A 22042-nucleotide genomic window follows, 5' to 3' on the forward strand; every position below is an offset into this window, starting at 1 on the left:
TGTTATGCTATTTTGATTTAATAGATACCAATATTATTTATCAATCATAAATATCTTTGAGTTTTAAAAGGCTTCATTTTTTCGATATAGAATACTTAGACCAATAACCTTATAAAATTATGGAAAACACTAAACATTTTAACTTTAAATATATTTTGTCCATCTCTATGATATCTGCTCTTGGGGGACTGCTTTTTGGTTACGATTGGGTAGTAATTGGTGGAGCAAAACCTTTTTATGAAAGGTTTTTTGGTATTTCTGAAATACCACATCTTCAAGGTTGGGCAATGGGAAGTGCTTTAATAGGGTGTATTGTTGGAGCAGCTATAGCTGGTAAAGTCACGGAACGTTTTGGTAGAAAAAAACCTTTAGGTCTTGCCGCTTTTTTGTTTGTTGTTTCTGCGGCAGGAACAGGTTGGTTTAATGATTTTAATTTATTTATTGTCTTTAGAGTTTTGGGGGGATTAGGTATTGGCCTGGCTTCTACAATTTCACCCATGTATATAGCCGAAGTATCGCCATCTATTTATAGAGGACGTTTAGTATCGCTTAACCAATTAGCTATAGTAATAGGGATATTGGCAGCGCAATTTATAAACTTTTTTATTGCAGATGTAGTTCCTGATAATATGACCGATTTAGAAATAATGAATTCATGGAATGGACAAACGGGTTGGAGATGGATGTTTTGGGCAGAATTAGTTCCTGCATTTTTGTTTTTTGTACTGATTTTTGGTATTCCTGAAAGCCCGAGGTGGTTGTCAAAAAATAAAAAAATGGATTTATCAAAGAAAGTATTATTAAGTATTGGAGGTAAAGACTATGCAGAAGATGTTCAAAAAGAAATTAACGAAACATTACAAGAAACTGCAAGTGCTTTGAGCTTAAAAAAACTGTTTAAAGGGAAGAATAGAAGCTTGATTATTATAGGTATTATATTGGCTTTTTTACAACAATGGTGTGGTATTAATGTGGTTTTTAATTATGCGGAAGAAGTATTTGCCAGTGCTGGTTATGGGGTGAGTGATGCACTATTCAATATCATTTTAACCGGGATTGTAAATCTTGTATTTACATTAATTGCTATGCAGGTTATAGATCGTTGGGGAAGGAAAAGTCTTTGGCTAATGGGGTCTTTAGGCCTATGTACTCTGTATGTTTTTATTGGATTGTTCTATTTTTTCGAGCTAAAAGGCTTCGCTTTGGTTGTGTTAATTGTAGCAGCGATTGCTGTTTATGCACTTACATTAGCCCCAGTATTTTGGGTATTGGCCTCAGAAATTTTTCCTAATAAAATTAGAGGAGCAGCTATGTCAATAACGACAACTTCCTTATGGTTAGCTTGTTTTTTATTAACGTATAGCTTTCCTATTCTTAATAAAACTATGGGAACTTATGGTACCTTCTGGGTATATGCAGGAATATGCGTATTATGCTTTTTGTTTGTGAAATATAAAATTCCAGAAACTAAAAATAAAACATTGGAAGAGATTGAAGACCTTTGGTAACCCTTTAATAATCAAAAAGAATTTCTATTGACTTTGCCTCAGGGTTTGCATAGAAATTGTTATTCCCATGAAATTATAGATTCGCGAATCTATGAGTAATTAGATTAGTATGGTTCTGTTTTTAAGATTTTAAGAGGGTAGGTTTAAAGATACTCCTTTTATTTAAAAAGTAAGTTGTAATAAAATAAAAGGAACACATGTTATCATGCGCTCCTCTTCACTAAAAAACTAACTCAATTCACCATACTAACTTAAATAACTAAATGAGATGTTTTCTAAAATAAAAACTTAACTGTATAAGATATGAAAATCTTAAATTATATAAATAATATCCTTAAAAAGGATATTTCCCCTATTTCAGAACATATTTAGTTTAATCTTTTTTAAGTCTATAAGATGAAGGCGATTTCCCCATTGTATTTTTGAATACGCGTGTAAAATAATAAGGATCTTCATAGCCTATAGTTCTTGCTATTTCATTAATCCTTAATGTACTATAGTCTAATAAGTGACATGCTTTTTGTATTCTTAAAAATGTTAAGTGCTCTATTGGAGTATGGTCTGTATGTTTTTTAAAAAGTAGGCAGAAATGAGAAACAGAAAAGCCGCAGTGAATAGCTAAATCGCGTACTGTAATATTTTGATTTAAATTGTCTTTCATATATATAGTAGCTTTGGATATGGGGTCTTTTCTGTATATCTTTCTATTTTTTCTGTATAGGGATAAATATTTTAAAGACCCTAATAAGTTAATAAGTATCACACTACTATACTCTAGGTTGTTTAAAGAAAGTCCCGCTTCTAACGTGTAATAAATTTCTTCAAACAAATGAAACTGGTCTTCTAATTTTGTATTAATATCATTATTTAAAATGCGAGGGTAGTTATATGGTAAAATGAAATGATCGGTGTTTTCTCCTCCGAAATGTATCCAATAAATACTCCATGGCTTATCATGATTTGATGCGTATTTATGAGTAGTGTTAGGAGGTATAATGTGATATTGATTTTTATGAATAAAGTTCCGTTTCCCATTTATTTCTATCCAACCTGAACCTTTTACACATAAAATAAGAATATATTCCGAACAGCCTTGACCTCTTTCTCTATAGTGATATTTTGCATTGGGGAAAAAACCTACGTCTGTTACATATAATCCCCTTGTAAAAGTGTGTTTTTTTAAAATTTTAATTGATTTTTTTGGGATAACCAATATCTTTTCTCCAGTAAAACTATCCTTTTTTCTCATAAAAATTTTTTTAAAAATAAGAAAATAATTTAGTATTATCGTAAAAATGTCTATGTCTAATTTAGATGTTGAATACTAATTTTACAAAATTATCAATTAAGAGTATTCATTAAAAAAGTAAAAATATACTATAGAGTATGGAAGTGAAAGTTTGGTCCGAAAAAGTTGTAATTCCCACGTATGAAATTGGTGAGCCTGAAAAAAATCCAATATTCTTAGAAAAACGAGTATATCAAGGCAGTAGCGGGAAAATGTATCCTAATCCTGCTATTGAGAAAATTCATGATGATAAAATAGATAAAGAATGGTTGGGTTGTTTTCTTGAAAATGACTTTCTGAAAATAATGATTTTGCCAGAATTAGGTGGACGTGTACAAATGGCATACGATAAAACTAAAAAGCGTCATTTTGTATATTATAATGAGGTTATAAAGCCCGCATTAGTAGGGTTGACAGGACCTTGGATTTCTGGTGGTATCGAATTTAATTGGCCGCAACATCACAGACCTAGTACTTACGAGCCTGTTGATTATAAAATAGAAGAACATTCAGATGGTAGTAAAACTGTATGGTGCAGTGAGATAGAACGTATGTTCGGTACTAAAGGAATGGCGGGTTTTAAACTGTATCCGGACAAAGCTTATTTAGAGATAAATGCTAAACTATATAACAGAACATCCTTACCTCAAACATTTCTGTGGTGGGCTAATCCTGCAGTTGCAGTAAATGATGATTACCAATCTGTTTTTCCGCCAGATGTAAATGCTGTATTCGATCACGGGAAACGCGATGTTTCAAAATTTCCTATTGCTACTGGAACCTATTATAAATTTGATTACTCGCCAGGAACAGATATATCAAGATATAAAAACATACCCGTGCCTACTTCATATATGGCAATAAAATCTAAGTATAATTTTGTAGGAGGTTATGAAAATGATAGTAAGGGGGGATTGCTTCACGTAGCAAATCATCATGTGTCACCTGGAAAAAAACAATGGACTTGGGGTGATGGTGATTTTGGGAGAGCTTGGGATAGGAACTTAACAGATAATAATGGCCCTTATATTGAATTAATGTGTGGCGTTTATACAGATAACCAGCCCGATTTTTCTTGGATTATGCCTTACGAAGAAAAGGCCTTTACGCAATATTTTATGCCCTATCAGGACTTAGGCGTTGTTAAGAATGCATCAAAAAATGCGATGCTAAACCTTGAATTTATAGGAGATAAAGCTGCGCTTAGTGTATATGCAACAGGAATTTATAAGCATGTATCTATAAAGGTTTTACAAGAGAATAAAGAGTTGTTGAATGATAAATTCGATTTTAAACCTGGCGTTACATATTTTAAAGACCTTACAATAGATGCAGCGGTTTCTCAAGACAGCTACTATGTTTCAGTTGTTTCAGAAGAAGGTGAATTGCTTATCGATTGGGCACCAGAAAAGAAGGAGTTTGATGATATTCCAGAAGCAGCAAAAGCAGCGAAAGCTCCAAAAGAAATTTCAACCATCGAAGAACTTTATTTAAATGGTCAACATTTAGAGCAATATAGACATGCCACTTATAGCCCTACAGATTATTATCAAGAAGCTTTAAATAGAGATCCTGAGGATATTCGTTGTAATAATGCCATGGGATTATTATCATTTCGTAATGGGAAATTCAGGGAATCAGAAACGTATTTTCTAAAAGCCTATCAGAAACAGATTTTAAGAAACCCCAACCCTTATGATGGTGAACCTCTTTTTAATTTAGGCTTGTCATTGCGATATCAAGGGAAGAGCCAGCAAGCCTATGAAGCTTTTTATAAATCCATTTGGAATACTAACTTTATGGATAGCGGCTATTTCCAAATAGCCCAAATAGAAGCTCAAAATAAAGAATGGAACTTAAGCTTAGAATCCATAGATAAATCCTTAATTCGAAATTGGCATAACCACAAAGCTAGGCATTTAAAAGCGGCAATTCTAAGGAAAAACAATAATATAATCGAAGCTAAAAAACTAATTGATGCATCACTTGAATTGGATGCTTTTAATTTTGGACTCTATTTTGAAAAGTTTTTGCTAGGAGATTCTACTGCTAAAAATGATATGATAGAATTAATGCGAGGTAATATTCAAAATTATATTGAAATCTCGTTGGATTACCATTGGGCAGGAATGTATGCTGAAGCCATCGAACTATTAAATGCTGGTATAGAACAAGAAGCTGATATTTACCCTATGGCTTTATATTATAAAGCTTGGTTTTTAGATAAATCTGGTGAAAGAAGTAAAGCAATAACTGTAGTAAAAGAATCGGAAATGTGTTTACCGGACTATTGCTTTCCAAATAGATTGGAATCTGTGTTGGCTTTGCAATTCGCTATGAAAGTGAATCCTGATGGAGCAAAAGCGCCTTATTATTTAGGTAATTTTTGGTATGATAAACGTCAGTATCAAGAGGCTTTACAATGTTGGGAAACATCTATTGAAAACGACACCAATTTTCCAACAGTTTATAGAAATTTAGCGCTTGCTTACTTCAATAAATTTAACAAGGAGGAAAAAGCACTGCATGCTCTAGAAACAGCATTTAAATTAAACAAGCAAGATGCTAGAATTTTTATGGAATTAGATCAACTCTATAAAAAACTTAATAAAACAGTTGATTTTAGGCTACATTTCCTTGAAGAACATATAGAATTGGTAAAGCAACGCGATGATTTATATATTGAATGGGTTTATTTAAATATTTTAAAAAGAGATTTTTTAAAAGCATTCAATTTAATTATGGAAAGGAAATTTCACCCATGGGAAGGCGGAGAAGGAAAGATAACAAAAGCCTATACAGTATGTCTTGTTAATTTGAGTAAGATCTCTATTGAGAATAAAGAGTTTGATAAGGCTATAGATCTGCTTCATAAAGCAAAAACTTACCCACCTAATTTAGGAGAAGGAAAATTACAAGGAGCACAAGAAAATGATATTGATTTTTGGTTAGGTTGTGCCTATGAAGGAATGGGTGAATTTGAAGAAGCTAAAACGTATTGGGAGCAAGCATCTAAGGGGTTAAGTGAGCCTTCAATAGCATGGTTTTATAATGATCAGCAACCAGATACTATATTTTATCAAGGAATGGCTTTGATTAAACTTAAAGAAAATAAAGAAGCAACCAAGAGGTTTGATAAACTAATTAATTTTGGTAAAGAGCATATGAATGATGCCGTTAAAATAGATTATTTTGCTGTATCACTCCCGGATTTATTAATTTGGGAAGAAGATTTAAATCAAAAAAATAAAACACATTGTAACTATCTTATGGCATTAGGGTATAAAGGGAAGAACATGAATAAAGAGTCTTTACAATGTTTTCGCAGTATATTAAAATATGATAATGCACATATAGGAATCTTGGAGAATTAAACCAATGTAGGATTAGGAATGTTAAAGGACGTTTTTAATTAAGAACTATGACCGTCTTATATGAGGCGAACAATTTTTGCACCATTTTGAACTTATAATCGACTGCAAGTCTTTGCTTTCTTATGTAATTTTAAAAAAGCATATCTAAGATTATCTAATTCCCAAATCGATTTTTTTTGTTGTTATTATGAATAATCAATCAATTATATTAAATAGTGATAGAGTTTTAGTTGAACGTCTTAAAGATGGTGAAATAAAAGCTTTTGAAGAGTTATTTAATAAATATAATAAGAATCTATATGGTTTCGCATTGGGGTATTTAAAATCCCCAGTTGAAACAGAAGGAGTTGTTCAAGATGTTTTTTCTAAAGTTTGGGAAAAAAGAAGTTCTTTAAAACCAGAATGCAGTTTTAAGTCTTATATCTTCACTATAGCTTTTAACTTTATAAAAAAGATATTTATAAAGAGAAATAAAATTAGAACATATTTAAATTCAAAAGAACAGTTAATTGATTTTGATCAATCGACCTTGGGGCAAATTGATTATAATTTTATGATGGAACGAATTATGGAATTGATTTCAAAAATGCCTCCTCGTAGAAGAGAGACGTTTATAAAAAGTCGTTTTGATGGTCTTTCTGTTAAAGAAGTAGCAAAAGAAATGAATATTAGTCCAAAAACTGTAGAAAATCAAATTACTTCAGCTCTAAAGTTTATAAAAGCCAATTGGGACTATAAACAAATAGACGAAAACGTACAAATAACATAATTTTTTTCTAGATCAATAGGGGGATATTTGAGATTAAGGATATTATACTAGTATAATAGCTTTAGAGCTTTAAAGTTACATAGCTTTTAATGAAACCAAATATTGATAAGAAAAAAATTACCAATTATTTCTCTGGAAATTATTCTGATGAAGATAGTTTGTATGTAGAAAAACTGTTCTGTGATGAAGAAATGGAAGCAGAATTGAAGGCATTTCTTGAGCAAAACTGGAATGAATATCAAAATCCACAAGAGTTGTATAAACATGAGTTAGATCATATTTTCCTCAGGCTTTATGATGAAATACAACGAAAAAAAAGTAACAGTTCACATAAAAAAATCTTTGTTAAAGTTTGGAAAGCGTATGCTCACATAGCAGCTATATTAATACTTCCAATAGCATTAATGTATACGTTGTATTTTAATGAAGTAAAAGTAGGATATACAAATGAGCCTTCTTATGCAGAAGTAAGTGCCCCTTTAGGATCTAGAGTTCAGTTTACGCTTCCAGATGGTAGTATAGGTTGGCTAAATAGTGGTTCTAAAATAAAATATCCAGTTGAGTTTGGGGACACAAGAGATGTAGAATTAGTTGGAGAAGCTTGGTTTGACGTAAAAAAGAATCCTAATAAGCCTTTTAATGTCATGGCATCAAGTGTCAATATATCTGTTTTAGGGACGCAATTCAATGTTTCAGCCTATCAAAACGAAAAAGTAGATGTTGTTTTAGAAACAGGTAAAGTAAAGTTAAAACAACAGAATATAAGCGAAGAACTTGAGATGGTTCCTCAAGATAGAGTTGTTATAGATACTAAAGATAACAGTGTTAGTAAAACTAGGCTAGAAGAGGCTTATAAGTATTCTGGTTGGAAAGAAGGAAAGCTTATTTTTAGAAACGATCCTATTAATGAAGTCGCAAAAAGACTGGGTAGGTGGTATAATGTATCAGTTCATATAGAGAATAAAAACAATAAAGATTTACGTTTAAGAGCCACGTTTGTGGACGAAGATATCGAAGAAGTGCTCCGCTTATTGAAGGTAAGTTTACCGATTGACTACAAAATAGGACATAGAGAAAAAGATAAAGACAACCAATTTCAAAAACGTAAAATAATGATTTCAATCCAATAGAAATAAACATAACCACAAACTAATTAAACAATATAAAGCCTATGGTATAAATAAACTAAAAAAAACAGGAATGTGGTTGCAACACATCCCTGTTATAATGTATTAGCAGAGTTAACAAATTAAAAACTACTAAACAGACAAAATTATGAAAAAAAACTCAGAACGGTGTGATTTTAAATCATATCGTATTAAAAATATCTTAAGAATTATGAAAATATCTGTATTCTTATTTTTTACAACGATTACAAGTGTTTTTGCAAACGATTCATATTCTCAAGATAAGCGCTTGACATTAAACATGACCAATGTTAAATTGGGAGAAGTTTTTGATGTTATTGAGAACAACAGCCAATTTTATTTTCTTATTAACCAAGACTTAATTGATGAAGATAGAATTGTGAGCATCAATGTAAAAAAGAAAAGGATAAGTAACATATTAAATATATTGTTAAAGAACAAACAAATTGAATATGTTATTCACGATAAACAGATAGTTTTTACAAAACCTGGACATCGAAAATTAGAAAAGACACCAAATATGGGAGTTACATCTAATGGTTTTTCTACGAACATAGAAACGTCTCTTGTAAACATAAAAACAGCTCAAACCTATACTATTAAAGGAAGAGTAACAGACGCTACTGAACAGCCACTTCCAGGAGTTAATGTTTTGGTAAAAAATACGAATGTTGGAACTCAAACCGATTTTGATGGAAATTATTCTCTCAATATCCCCCAAGGAGCTAGTCATCTGGTGTTTTCATATTTAGGACAGAGAACACAAGAAATTGCTATTACAGGTCAAACTGTTATTAATGTTGCTTTAGAGGAAGATACAGCGAGACTTGATGAGGTGGTAGTAATAGGTTATGGTACGGCCAAAAGAAGTGATCTTACAGGTTCTGTGGCTTCTATTTCTAGTGAAGATATTATGGAGCAACCAAATAATGACATTGTAAGCTCATTGCAGGGTAGAGCAGCTGGTGTACAAATTTATACGGGAGATAGCTCTCCTGGTGGAGGTATAAGTATTAGGGTTCGAGGCACATCTACCATTACGGGTTCTACAGAACCATTATATATTATAGATGGTTTTCCTGTAAGTAGTTCCAATCGTGATATAAACATAGGCGGAGGTATTGGTGAAGGTCAAGCTGAAGGTAGTACGGTAAGTGATGTGTTTCCTAATGCATTATCTATGATTAATCCTGCAGATATTGCCAATATCGAAATATTAAAAGATGCAGCAGCTACAGCTATTTACGGTAGTAGAGGTGCTAACGGTGTTATTATAATTACTACTAAAAGAGGACGTTCAGGAAAATCCAAATTGAGTGTTAATTACTCGGTAGGTGTTAGTTCACTTGCTAATAAACTTAATAGACTTGATGGTAATCTAAGAGGACAGATAGATAATGAAAATGAAATCAGGGATGGTGCTGACCCAGCTGATGTTAGATGGAATGGCGCCGACGAATTTCACCCTATACCTGGAAATGCTGAATCGTTTGATTGGCAAGATATTGTATATAGGCAAGCAATATCACAGAATGTGTCGCTTTCATTTAGTGGCGGGAATGAAAATACGAAGTATCTCTTATCAGCAAATGTAATTGATAAGGAAGGTATTATGAGAGAGACTGGTTTTAAGGATTATCAGCTTAGAATGAATCTTGATAATGCCGTAGGGTCTTTCCTTAATTTAAAATCTAGTATATTGTTAAGTACTTCTGAAAGAAGGCAAGCCCCAGGTGCTGGTTCAGGTTTTGGTGCTAATGTGGTTAGAGACATTTTGAGTGCACATCCATTGATAAACCCAGAGTGGCGTGATCCAACTAATCCTGGAGTTTGGTACACAGATCCTTTAAGACAAGGTTCAGGTACTTTCTCTAATCCGCTTAAATTGTTACAGGATATTGATGATAAACTTATTAGAAATAGATTACTGGGTAACATTTCGGCAACATTTAATTTAACAAAATCTTTAAAATTAGTCGGTAATGCCGGTATTGATTATTCGGATGGGACAAGAAAAATTTACACAAAGAGTAGTTTAACATTAAGTGGTTCTGTAGTAGAAGGAGGAGATGCTAGATTAAATACAAATGAATTAGTTCGTTCAAATGTGAATGCATATTTTGCATGGGACAATACGTTTAATGACCATAATTTTAATGCAGTAGTTGGAGCAGAAAACACAACCACAACGATCTCAAATGTGAATCTTTCTGCCAGAGGTTTTGCAACAGATGATTTATTAACAGAAAATTTTTCTGGTGGAAATTCAGAAACGTTCAATATAATTAATAATAAAAACAAAAGAGACCTTGTTGGTTTTTTTGGTAGATTAAATTATAATTATAAAAACAAATACTATGTAAGTTTAAATGCCAGACAAGATGGTTCTTCAGTATTTGGTCCTAAGAATAAATGGGGGTTTTTTCCTTCTGTAGCATTAGCATGGAAGCCTACTGAAGAAGCGTTTTTAAAAAACCAAGAGCTTATCTCTAATTTAAAAATGAGAGTAAGTATTGGGCAAACTGGTAATGGGGATTTATCACCTTATTCTTCGCAAGGGCTATGGACTATTCGAAGTGATCGCTATAGTTTTGGTGGTCAAGCTGTAAACGGAGTTGAATTATCTAGAATAGATAATGAAAATTTGAAATGGGAAACTACAACCCAATATAATATAGGTTTTGATGCAAGGTTCTTAAATAACAGGTATGGATTTTCCTTTGATTATTATTTAAAAGATACAGAAGATTTAATATTGCCTGTTGTTATTCCCGAAACTTCTGGTTTTAGCAGTTCTATCCAAAATTTAGGTACGTTGAGGAATAGAGGGTTGGAGTTTTCTGCAGATGCTGTGATACTTGAAGGTGATTTTCACTGGGACATTAACGCAAACATTAGTTTTCAAAAAGTGTTTGCAACAGATGTTAAAGGAGGTACCAATATCGATCTCCGCACTGGTGATCCATATATAGAAGTTTTTGGTTTTCCTAGAAGAAATGGTCCGAGATTGTATGAAGGTCAAGACGCAGGGCAGTTATATGGCTTTGTTAGGGGTGGTGTTTTTGCAGATCAAGCGGAAGCAGATGCTGCTCCTGATCAAATTAATGGTAATCAGGAAGGTTATGTATGGTATCAGGATATAGATGGTAATGGGAGTATTGGTGATGAAGATCAAGTACCACTAGGTAAAATTACACCTGACTATTTTTATGGTTTTACCAATCGTTTTAGCTATAAGAGTTTTGATTTGTCCGTGTTCTTTCAAGGTGTGCAAGGAAATTCAATCATTGCCTTCTATGGTGGTGATGCGGGTGATCCAAGGGAAGCGAATTTTTGGACACCAGATAATAGAATTACGAATACGCCTATTAATGCCAGTGTAAATGGTACATTAAACAGCTTTCAAACAACCGATAGGAGAGTACAGGATGGTAGTTATTTAAGGCTTAAAAACATTAGATTAGGATATACATTGCCCCAAGACATAGGGATTTTTGGAGGTCTTAATATATTTTTAACTGCTACAAACTTATGGACTAATACAGATTACAGAGGGTATAATCCAGATGTGAGTTCTGGTGGAGCCACTCCATTTAGTGAAGGGTTCGATACTGGAATTTATCCATTAGCCAAAGAGGTTACATTAGGCTTAAATTTTAACTTTTAAATGTATTTTATCATGAAAAAAACATATATATATTCAATTGTTTTAATGGCTTTCGTCTTTTTTACAACAAGTTGTGAAGATAAATTAGAGGAAGAGTTGTTTAACAGTTATGGATCTTCAAATTTTCCTACGAATGAGACTGCAGAAATATTATTGGCAGAAGCTTATGCAGATTATGCGAGAGCATATAATAATCATAGAATGGGCTGGGCTATTGAAATGCCCACACCTGCCATGCAGTATAGATCACGTAGATCGTTACAACTAGTAAGACATAATCTGTCTACTTGGACTTGGAGTACTCAATTTGCTGATCCTGCATATTTTGAAATGTTAACCACCATTTTTTTTGGTGTTCGTACGGCTAATGATGCCATTGGTTTGATCTCTACTTTAGAAACAGACAATATAGAAAGAAGGGATGCTATGGTTGCAGAAGCAAAGGTGCTAAGGGCTTTGGCTTATTTTAATATGGTACGTTTATGGGGAGGTATGCCCATTATAGATAAAGCACAAACCCTTGATGATGATCTGTTCCCGGCTAGAGCTTCCATTCCTGAGACCTATGCCTTTATTGTACAAGGGTTACAAGAAGCTATTCCGGATTTGCCAACACGAAGCGGGTATATGGCACAAGGTATTCCTGCTGGTCACATAACCAAAGGAGTTGCACAGGGAATCTTGGCTAAAGTGTATCTAACTATGGCTGGTGATCCTTTAGGTGACGCATCCAACCTTCAAGAAGCTAGAAACCTTTTAGAAGCAATTATAAACTCTGGTGAATGGGGGCTTGTACAGTCTGCTACACCTTATAAAGACCTTTGGGACTGGCAAAATGAATTTAATAATGAGCGTATGTTCGATATCCAAAAAGAGAGTCAAGGACGTACTACAGGACAAAATTTAAGGATGATATTCGGGTATATGACCCCACCTTTAGTGTCCGAAGATATCTGGGCATCAGGTGCCAACCCTAACTCTCGTGGAGCAGGTTTGGATGGTATCCCGCCAGAGTATGCTAAATGGTATGAGTCTCACGATTCTGGACCAAGGTATCAATGGACTATAGTTACAGAATTTATCGCCCAAAGTAATTTTGGTAAATTTAGGGCAGGAGATTTATATCATATGGAAGATGGCAGGGATGGCCAGGCGCATATTGGTAAATATCGCGCGTTAGGTGCAGAGCTGGAAGATAGGTTTTACTGTCCAAACAATTTCCCTGTACTTAGATATGCAGATATTTTGTTGATGCACTCTGAAGTGACCAATGAGTTGGGCGCTGCAGATTATACAGGGATTAATGCCACAAGAGAAAGGGCTGGCCTTCCTGCATTATCAGGATTGTCGCAAGATGACTTTAGGGATGCTGTATTTCTAGAAAGGGAATTAGAATTAGCCTATGAGCAAAATTTACTGTTTGACATGAGGAGAAGAGGATTTGCCTATTGTCAAAGTAGGTTGAATGGATTTTTTCAACCCAATCAGAATGAAACGTCTCCAGGTGCAGGTGATGGTTATCAAGTAGATTATTCAATTACGAATCTTACAGAGCCACACAGGATGTTATACCCTTATCCACCACGGGAATTAGCTTCTAATCCGAATTTAGAACAGAACCCTGGTTACTAGAAAAAAAAATTTGGTAATTTAACTTAAAAAAAAGAGTTGTATACATACTAGTTGCAACTCTTTTTTAATAAAAATTCTAAAGAAGGCAACCTGTGTTCTTTAGTAGAATTGAGAATAAGGTTTTGTATTTAAGAGTGAATTTTACCAGTATAAGGAGTGATTCTTAAAATATAGATTAATTACTGACTTGGTTTATTGTAAATCTTATGACTTTATGCAAACCTAATAAGAAGAGACTATTTTGAGTTTAATAATTCAAAAAAGCATAGGCAATAATTAATTTAATTTGAAAATGACAAATGAGATTAAAAGTTATATTATACTTTGTTTTAATAGTAAGCTGTTCGCCAAAAAAAAATGCCAATAAGCAATTGGAGCTAAAATTATGGTACAAACAACCTGCAACTATTTGGGAGGAGGCTTTATCAATTGGTAATGGTAGGTTGGGCGCTATGGTTTATGGTGTACCGTCATCAGATACTATTCAATTTAATGAAGATACGTTTTGGGCAGGTGGGCCGGATACGTTTACAAAACCTGAAACATACAAAGTGTTACCGGAAATAAGGCAGTTGGTTTTTGATGGAAAATATAAAGAAGCCCAGAATCTTGTCAATGAAAAGTTTATAGGGCCTAAAATGATGCCTTTTTTGCCAATGGGAGATTTAGTGCTGGATATTAAAGGGCATGAAAACTATTCAAATTACAGGAGGGAACTTGATTTACGAACAGCAATAACTAAAGTTGAGTACGATGTTGATGATACTAAATTTACTCGTGAAGTTTTTGTTTCGTTTAGGAAACAAGCTATTATTGTTCATATGGAAGCCATAGGAACAAAAAAAATGGATTTTACAGTTTCTTTTGCGAATGATTTAGACGCCAAGTCTGAAGCTATTGATAATTCAACACTAAAGCTTTCCGGAAAAGCCCCAACCATTAATGGACGCGAAGGTAAAGTAACCTTTGCCTCTCTTTTGAAAATTAGAAATCATTCTGGAACAAATGAGATTCAGGGATCCAGCATAGTTGTAAATAACGCATCATCTGTTGATTTAATTCTGGTTGCAGCTACAAATTTTAGATCCTATAATGACTTATCGCGTAACCCCGATCTTATGTGTGAGCTTTATCATAGTGAGATGGAATTAGAAAGCTATGATCAGATAAAATATGACCATATTGATAAACATCAGGAATTATTTAATCGTGTGGAATTTAAGTTGCCTGAAACAAAAAACTCAGACTTACCAACAAACGAAAGGCTCGAATTATTTCAAAACTTTCCAGATCCCAGTTTGGTAGCATTGTATTATCAGTTTGGTAGATATTTACTAATGAGTAGTTCTAGGCCAGCTGGTCAGCCTGCAAATTTGCAAGGCTTGTGGAATAATAAAATTTTACTACCGCAGGACAGTAAGTACAATGCAAATATCAATTTCGAAATGAATTATTGGGCTGCTAATTCTGCTAATCTTAGAGAATGCGCCATGCCTCTCTATACATTTGTTAGAGATTTGTCTGAAACTGGAAAAATCACAGCAAAAAATAATTATAATGCCAACGGATGGGTACTTCATCACTATACCGATATTTGGCGATCAACATACCCTATTGATGGGACTGCTTGGGGTATTTGGCCGATAAGAGGCGCTTGGTTGTGTACCTATTTATGGGAGTACTATCAATATTCATTAGACGAAAATTTTTTAAAGCTTTTTTACCCGGTTATAAAAGAATCCGCTCAATTTTTTGTAGAAACGCTTGTAGAGCATCCGGAAAAAGGCTGGTTGGTTACGTGTCCAACAGTATCTTCAGAAAATAGGCTTTTTGATGAGAACATTAGTATCTGTGGAGGATCTTTTATAGATAACCAACTTTTAAGAGATTTATTTAAGAGTTGCATTCAAGCCTCAGAAATTTTAGGAATAGATAAAGAGTTTGCAGATACTTTAAAGGCCACCATTGTTCGTTTAGGACCTAATCAAATTGTAAAAGACGGTTATCTACAGGAATGCTTAGAGGACAGAGATATGAATATTCCAGAATTGAAACATAAGCATGTGAGTCATTTATATGGTCTTTTTCCAGGAAATCAGTTTACTAAAGAAGATACACCTGAATTATGGGAGGCTTGCAGGAAATCACTCGAAATGCAAGGAGATGAAGGCACAGGGAGTTCATTAGCATGGAAAATAAATTTATGGGCACATTTATATAATGGTAACCAGGCTTATATGCTTTTTAAAAAGTTACTTAAACCAACAAAATTTGGAGAACATGGTATCTCTGAAGGGACTTATCCAAACTTGTTTAATGCTAATTCTTCTTTTCAAATGGATGGAAATTTAGGCGCAGTTTCGGGAATAAATGAAATGCTATTACAAAATCGCAAGGATGAGATTATTCTATTGCCTGCACTACCATCAGAATGGGGAAAAGGAAGTATAGAAGGGATTCGTGCAAAAGGCGGATTCGAAGTTTCTATTGTGTGGAAAGAAGGAAAGCTTACCGCAGTAAGAATAATGTCAAAGAAAGGTAAACAATGTAATTTGAAATATGGTAAAAAAACATTTCAATTGGAAACCATAGCAGGGAAACATTATTTACTTGATGGTGATTTTCAAGTAAGAAAATAGATTGTTTTACGGTCTCTTTAAATGTATTAATCTGGATGGACTTATAACAAAGTCAGGGTATAATTAAAAAACTAAGTACCTTAAAGGTGCTTAAAAAAATAGTTGTTAGTTTAGTTTAAAATGGGGTTTGGTTCATAACAGGCCTCATTTTTTTAATAGAATTTGATTTATATTTTTAATGTGGAGAATACGTATCCTCTTTATTCAAAATAAGCCACTAGTTGATGGTACCTTTTTCTTCAAAAAAATCAATAATTATTGCGGGAAGCCTAAATGGATTATCTGTAAAAAATAATCTTTTTTTCTTATCAGTATAACTTTTTTAAAGAATATAGTCCAGTATTTTAGTGGAAATATCTATCTGTGTTTAGGCTTTTGAATATTAATTTTAAAAAAATAATGAATCATATTTTTGATGACATACCTGGAATTCTGTGGAAATGGGAACAGATTTCTGACGGGCTTGAAGTTGTGCTGCCAAAAGACCGTCCGTTTAAAGAGGCATATTGTTTAAGAATTCAATAATGCTTCATGTTTTTATAAAAAATCAGTATAGAATGAATAAAATTCAAACAGTTTCCAAATTATTTGGCTTTATGAAAATATTAAAAAAGTATTGTTTTAATCGCTCATTTTTAAAAATGGCCACCTTTTTTAGTTGCTCATTATTTCTAGTCGGTTATATGCAAGCACAGGGTGATCGAATAGTATATACAGGCACAATTTCATGTGAAGAAACAGGAAGGTTTTTAAAGGATGTGTACGTAAAAAATTTAAAAAGTGGAGAAACTACAATGACCGATGTCTACGGAAAATTTCAGATTGAAAGCACTTCGGCAGATCCAATCACTCTTGTTTTTGATAAACCTGGGTTCGCAGTATCCGAAATGAAAACTAAAAACACCCGGAAAAATATTGAAGTTAACTTAAAGCCTCTAGAAATTAGTGCAGCGTCACATAGAAAGCGAAAATATATTGAAAGTGAGCCTGCACAAAATACGTTGACACATATTGAAGAACCAAGGGATAAATTCAATTCTGAAGTAGGATGTAAACCTAAAAAACAGACCTATATAAAAGCCCCTTTTGAGAAGTTAGATACCTATGCTGTAAACGATTGGTGGAACAGAAAACCAAACCCAATAGTAGATTTGAAAGTAAATAGGAATAAAGTAATTGCATTTGGTATTTATACAGTAGCCAATAATACTCTAAAGCTTAGTGCACAACTTTACCCTTTATACCCCCACGAGGATAGAGTTATATTTCTAGATATATTGAATGATGGTTCTTGGAAGGAGATTCAGAAACAAAAAGTAAATGAAATTGGTTGGTCAGCATTGTTTAGGGTTGAAAATTGGGATGTCAGTAAGGATATTAAATATCGTTTTAGGCATGGAGAAAAAGCCGTGTGGAAAGGATGTGTTCGTGCTGTTCCCGATGATAAAAATGAGATTAAGGTAGCTGCTTTATCCTGTAATTCGAATAAGGATAGGGGTATGAGGGAAAATTATGTACGAAACATCAATGCGCTTGATCCAGACTTAGTGTTTTTTGCTGGAGATCAATCTTATGATCATCGACAACATACAGCAGCATGGTTGAAGTTTGGTTTGCAGTTTAGGGAAGTGTTTAGAAACAGACCTTGTGTTACTATTCCTGATGATCATGATATAGGGCAAGCTAATCTCTGGGGTGAATCTGGTAAAAGGGCAAGTACCCAATTAGGAGATGATGGCGGTTATTATCATCATCCAGAATATGTAAAAATGGTAGAAAGGTGTCAGACAGCTCATCTTCCAGATGCTTATGACCCAAGACCTATAAAACAAGGAATTGGTGTTTATTTTACATCTTATAACTTAGGTTTTGTTGACTTTGCCATTATTGAAGACCGAAAGTTTAAATCAGGACCTAAAGGAAAGATCCCTCAGCAAGGTCCGCGGCCTGATCATATAGATGACCCTAATTATAACCCTGAGTCTATAGATTTACCTGACCTTAAATTATTAGGAGATAGACAAATAGATTTCTTGAATTCATGGGCTGATAATAATGACCCTCAAATCCGAATGAAATCAGTGCTATCTCAAACAGGCTTTTGTGGAGCAGCACATCTATCAGGAAGGCAACAAGGAAGGCTTCATGCAGATATGGATTCTAATGGTTGGCCACAAACGGGTCGAAATGCGGCTCTTAGTGCGATAAAGCGAGCAAATGCTGTACACATTGCAGGAGATCAACATCTTGCTACTCTTATCCAGCATGGTATACATGAGTTTAGAGATGGCCCATGGGCCTTTATAGTACCTGCTATTGTTAATAATTACCATAGTCGTTGGTGGTGGCCGGAAGATGAAAAGGCAGGAAGTGGCCCTTCAATTAATGTATCATTACCTTGGACGGGAGATTACTTTGATGGCTTTAATAATAAAATTACTATGCATGCTTATGCTAACCCGGATACATTAGATAATGGAGCAGGGTTTGGCTTAATAAAATTTAATAGAGAAAGTAATGAGGTGACTTTTGAATGTTGGCCAAGAAGTGTTGATGTAACAGATCCACTGGCAAAACAATTTTCTGGTTGGCCAGTTAAAATAGCAATGGAGTAGTTAGAAATAAAATGTTTAGAAACGCTTTTCGTTACAAAAATTAGTATTTGTATGATACTAAATTCTATGCAATAGGAAGTTCAATTAAGTATAAAACGAAGTAACAGCCTCTGTTTTATAATTTGAACAATCTATGCACCAAACTGAAGAGTTTATGTCACTTATTTTATGGGGCATTTAGTAATTTTGAGTGTTTGGCTAAAACTTTTAAATCCAGCATTGGAGAATTATTTATATTAAATAGAAAATTAAAATAAATTTATGCAAATAAAACAACAAAATAAATTAGTTTATCTAAGCAGTCAGGTTTTGTTACTCTTGCTCGCTGTTTTATTTATTTCATGTGAAAAACAAAAAGAAGATAAAGAGGTTAAAGAAACTGAGGAGCAAGCAATCCAAAAGTTTGAGCCAACCATAGAATCACTTCAAAACTATGAGTGTCCAGAATGGTTTAGAGATGCCAAATTTGGAATATATATGCATTGGGGGGTATATTCAGTAGCAGAACAAGGTGAATGGTATGCGCGAAGATTATACGATGAAACCAGACCAGAATACCAATACCATCTAAAAACTTATGGACATCCTTCTAAATTTGGATATAAAGATTTTATTCCAATGTGGAAAGCCGAGAATTTTGATCCAGATACATTAGTAAGCTTATTTAAAAAAGCAGGTGCTAAATACTTTACGCCTTGTGCTGTGCATCATGATAATTTCGATTTATGGGATTCTAAATACCATCGTTGGAATGCTGCCAAAATGGGGCCTAAAAAAGATTTGGTAGGTATGTGGCGCGAAGCTACACTTAAACAAGGTTTACGATTTGGTGTAACAACACATTTATCACGAAGTTATAGTTGGATGAATCTTGCCAATCAATCCGATACCAAAGGATCTTTTAAAGATGTACCTTATGATGGTGATAACCCTGAATACGATGATTTTTATTTTAAAAAACATGAAGATAAACACCAAAGAGCTGCTATTAATCCGCCAAAAGAATGGCGTGATTTGTGGGCTAAAAGGATTAAAGATTTAATCGATAACTATCATCCAGATTTGTTGTATTTTGATTGTGCTGTTCCTTTTAGGGGAGATGATAAAGGAGAAACAGGCATGAATGTTATTTCTCATTTATATAACCATTCTATAGAGAGACATAATGGTAAACAAGAAGCCGTTATGAATATAAAAGAGCGCCCTTGGCAAGGGTTGTATGCCGAAGGTATGGCAACGTTAGATTTTGAAAGAGGGAAAGCAAGTGGTATTCTTAAAGATCCATGGCAAACAGATGATTCACTTGGTCCATGGGGTTACAAAAGAGGAGAAGATTATATGTCTGCTGATGCTACAATAGATAAATTGATAGACATTGTTAGCAAAAATGGGAATTTACTGTTAAATGTTCCTATCAAGGCAGATGGTACATTGGATAAAAAAACCACAGATATATTACTGGAAATAGGAGAGTGGTTGGTTATAAACGGTGAAGCTATTTATGGAACAAGACCTTGGTATATGTTTGGTTCTGGACCACATAATGATATCCCTCATAAAGTAATCAAATCACCTTATAATAAAAGAGACATTCGTTTTACGACCAAAGAAGATACTTTGTATGCTTTTGTATTAGATTGGCCGGGAGCTGGTAATGTTGTTGAATTACCAGATGTTACTTTGATGAATACCAGAATAGATGCAGTAGATTCAGTAGTAATGTTAGGGTATGACGGTAAAGTTGTATGGGAACAACATCCCGATGGACTACGTATTACAATGCCAGATAAAAAACCATGTGACAATGCTTATACATTTAAAATTGAATTCAAGAAATAGTGGTTTTAAATATAAAAAGATAATAAAATAATTTTTTAAAATATTAAAAATGAATAGAGTGCATACGATATTGTGTTTTGGATTGGCTGTTTTAATAGCTTCTTGTAATACAAAGAAAGATATCTCAGATAGCTCGGGAAAAGAAATTAAAAATGTGTCTTTAGCAGCGCTTCAACACGAATTTGTAAATACCCGTTACCAAGCTTATTTTCATTACAACATGTGCACCTTTAAAAACCTGCACGAAGATACTTATCAAGGTCGGTCAAATGGAAAAGAACCTGTAGAATGGTTTGCTCCTACGGGGTTGAAAATGGATGAATGGGTGAGAGCTGTAAAGGTAGCGCGTATGGAAGGTGGATGGCTGACTACTAAACACCATGGTGGATTTTGTTTGTGGGATAGTGAATTTACAGATTACGATGTAGCATCTACAAAAGACAAGACAGATATTGTTGGAGAGTTTGTAAAAGCGTTTCGTAAAGCAGGACTTAAAGTTGGACTTTATTATTCAATTTTAGACTATCACCACAGTGTTGAAAATGGAAAAACTTCAGCAAAAGATGTACAGTTCATAAAAAATCAAATAACAGAATTATTAACTAATTATGGACCAATAGACTATATCAATTTTGATGGTTGGAGTAGTTGGCCTACCACTCCGAGTTTTGATGATGTAAATTACGGTGAAATCTTAGCCTTAGTAAAAGAGCTTCAGCCTGAATGTTTGGTTATCTCTCATACGTATGAATCAAATTTATCGCACGCAGAGGTGCCTTTTGCAGATGCTGCAGGACGTAATTATCCGTACCATCCAGATTATTTAAGACCAACAGCTGCTTCAGATTTTCTGCAACGTAGTTGGTTTTGGGATAATTCAGAAGATATGAAGGTTAGAAAAAGTGTTGAATACATTTTGGGTAAACTAAACAGTTATAATTCTCATAATTCTGTATACATTTTAAATATATCACCAAATCCAGATGGAGGTATTGATGAAGACGTTTTTGTTCGTTTGAAAGAGGTGGCTGATGTCTGGGAAAAACCAGCAGATATTAAAATAGAAGATAATTGGGGGTATCAGTATAATATAGCAGAAAATTTAGCTTTTATGAAAGTTTGTGAACAATCTAGTCTACATGCTTTTATACGAGACAAAAGAGCGTATCCACGGGCAGAAATTGCTGTTGATGGTGTTACCGAAGGCAATTGTATGATGGAACAAACTTCTTGGACTTTAGAGGAAGAGCAACCGTGGTGGAGAGTAGATTTAGGAAAAACATATCCTGTTAAAGAAATTACAATTTTCAATAGGACTGATGCCGATACAGAACAATTAAAAGACTTCACAGTAACCTTGCACGATGCGGCTGGGAATGTATTGTGGAAGTCTGTTCAGAAAGATATACCAAATCCTATGGTTAGGATTAATGTACCTAATATTGAAGGTCGTTTTGTGAAAATTCAACTTAATGGAAATGGAGCTTTAGCTCTTGCTGAGGTCATCGTAAAGTAGCACTATAATTATTGATAAAAAAATTAAACTTAAAAAGCAATATATCT

Annotated in this window: 11 protein-coding genes; 10 read left to right on the forward strand and 1 reads right to left on the reverse strand. The window is 33.8% G+C overall.

Annotated elements, in window-relative coordinates; all coding sequences use genetic code 11:
- The first annotated feature begins 119 nt into the window (after positions 1 to 119).
- A complete protein-coding gene (locus Q4Q39_RS03985; protein WP_303281074.1) occupies positions 120 to 1508 on the forward strand; it encodes a sugar porter family MFS transporter in 1389 nt (462 codons plus the stop codon).
- 373 nt (positions 1509 to 1881) lie between these two features.
- On the opposite strand, the gene Q4Q39_RS03990 is transcribed toward Q4Q39_RS03985, so the two are convergent.
- Positions 1882 to 2757 (reverse strand): AraC family transcriptional regulator, encoded by an 876-nt coding sequence (locus tag Q4Q39_RS03990; RefSeq protein ID WP_303281075.1) that lies wholly within the window; start codon positions 2755 to 2757, stop codon positions 1882 to 1884.
- Positions 2758 to 2894: 137 nt separating this feature from the next.
- On the opposite strand from Q4Q39_RS03990, the gene Q4Q39_RS03995 reads away from it, so the two are divergent.
- The 9 genes from Q4Q39_RS03995 (at position 2895) to Q4Q39_RS04035 (ending at position 21995) form a co-directional block, all read left to right on the forward strand.
- The gene (locus tag Q4Q39_RS03995) at positions 2895 to 6170 is read left to right on the forward strand and encodes a tetratricopeptide repeat protein (protein WP_303281076.1); all 3276 of its coding nucleotides are present in this window, start codon (positions 2895 to 2897) and stop codon (positions 6168 to 6170) included.
- A 187-nt stretch (positions 6171 to 6357) separates the two neighbouring features.
- A complete protein-coding gene (locus Q4Q39_RS04000) occupies positions 6358 to 6939 on the forward strand; it encodes an RNA polymerase sigma-70 factor (protein ID WP_303281077.1) in 582 nt (193 codons plus the stop codon).
- 89 nt (positions 6940 to 7028) lie between these two features.
- On the forward strand, positions 7029 to 8069 hold the full coding sequence (locus tag Q4Q39_RS04005; protein WP_303281078.1) for a FecR family protein: 1041 nt from the start codon (positions 7029 to 7031) through the stop codon (positions 8067 to 8069).
- A gap of 145 nt (positions 8070 to 8214) precedes the next feature.
- Entirely contained in the window at positions 8215 to 11754 is a 3540-nt protein-coding gene (locus tag Q4Q39_RS04010; protein WP_303281079.1) for a TonB-dependent receptor, read from the forward strand.
- 12 nt (positions 11755 to 11766) lie between these two features.
- Positions 11767 to 13386 carry a RagB/SusD family nutrient uptake outer membrane protein gene (locus Q4Q39_RS04015; RefSeq protein ID WP_303281080.1) on the forward strand — a complete coding sequence of 540 codons (1620 nt, stop codon included), beginning with the start codon at positions 11767 to 11769 and terminating at the stop codon, positions 13384 to 13386.
- Between the two features lie 299 nt (positions 13387 to 13685).
- Positions 13686 to 16025, forward strand: a complete 2340-nt coding sequence (locus Q4Q39_RS04020) for a glycoside hydrolase family 95 protein (protein WP_303281081.1) — start codon at positions 13686 to 13688, stop codon at positions 16023 to 16025.
- Positions 16026 to 16582: 557 nt separating this feature from the next.
- The gene (locus tag Q4Q39_RS04025) at positions 16583 to 18640 is read left to right on the forward strand and encodes an alkaline phosphatase D family protein (protein WP_303281082.1); all 2058 of its coding nucleotides are present in this window, start codon (positions 16583 to 16585) and stop codon (positions 18638 to 18640) included.
- 261 nt (positions 18641 to 18901) lie between these two features.
- Complete coding sequence (locus Q4Q39_RS04030; protein WP_303281083.1) at positions 18902 to 20479, forward strand: alpha-L-fucosidase; 1578 nt, start codon at positions 18902 to 18904, stop codon at positions 20477 to 20479.
- A 49-nt stretch (positions 20480 to 20528) separates the two neighbouring features.
- Positions 20529 to 21995 (forward strand): alpha-L-fucosidase, encoded by a 1467-nt coding sequence (locus Q4Q39_RS04035; protein WP_303281084.1) that lies wholly within the window; start codon positions 20529 to 20531, stop codon positions 21993 to 21995.
- Positions 21996 to 22042: the final 47 nt, after the last annotated feature.

Origin of the sequence: Flavivirga amylovorans (assembly GCF_030540875.1) — a bacterium.
In the GTDB taxonomy this organism is placed as follows: domain Bacteria; phylum Bacteroidota; class Bacteroidia; order Flavobacteriales; family Flavobacteriaceae; genus Flavivirga; species Flavivirga amylovorans.

Excerpts from the sequence above, each read along its gene's own strand:
- Q4Q39_RS04025 (WP_303281082.1), top strand. The coding sequence starts at position 16,583 with ATGAATAAAATTCAAACAGTTTCCAAATTATTTGGCTTTATGAAAATA.
- Q4Q39_RS04035 (WP_303281084.1), top strand. The coding sequence starts at position 20,529 with ATGAATAGAGTGCATACGATATTGTGTTTTGGATTGGCTGTTTTAATA.
- Q4Q39_RS03985 (WP_303281074.1), top strand. The coding sequence starts at position 120 with ATGGAAAACACTAAACATTTTAACTTTAAATATATTTTGTCCATCTCT.
- Q4Q39_RS04015 (WP_303281080.1), top strand. The coding sequence starts at position 11,767 with ATGAAAAAAACATATATATATTCAATTGTTTTAATGGCTTTCGTCTTT.
- Q4Q39_RS04000 (WP_303281077.1), top strand. The coding sequence starts at position 6,358 with ATGAATAATCAATCAATTATATTAAATAGTGATAGAGTTTTAGTTGAA.
- Q4Q39_RS04005 (WP_303281078.1), top strand. The coding sequence starts at position 7,029 with ATGAAACCAAATATTGATAAGAAAAAAATTACCAATTATTTCTCTGGA.
- Q4Q39_RS03995 (WP_303281076.1), top strand. The coding sequence starts at position 2,895 with ATGGAAGTGAAAGTTTGGTCCGAAAAAGTTGTAATTCCCACGTATGAA.
- Q4Q39_RS04020 (WP_303281081.1), top strand. The coding sequence starts at position 13,686 with ATGAGATTAAAAGTTATATTATACTTTGTTTTAATAGTAAGCTGTTCG.
- Q4Q39_RS04010 (WP_303281079.1), top strand. The coding sequence starts at position 8,215 with ATGAAAAAAAACTCAGAACGGTGTGATTTTAAATCATATCGTATTAAA.
- Q4Q39_RS03990 (WP_303281075.1), bottom strand. The coding sequence starts at position 2,757 with ATGAGAAAAAAGGATAGTTTTACTGGAGAAAAGATATTGGTTATCCCA.
- Q4Q39_RS04030 (WP_303281083.1), top strand. The coding sequence starts at position 18,902 with ATGCAAATAAAACAACAAAATAAATTAGTTTATCTAAGCAGTCAGGTT.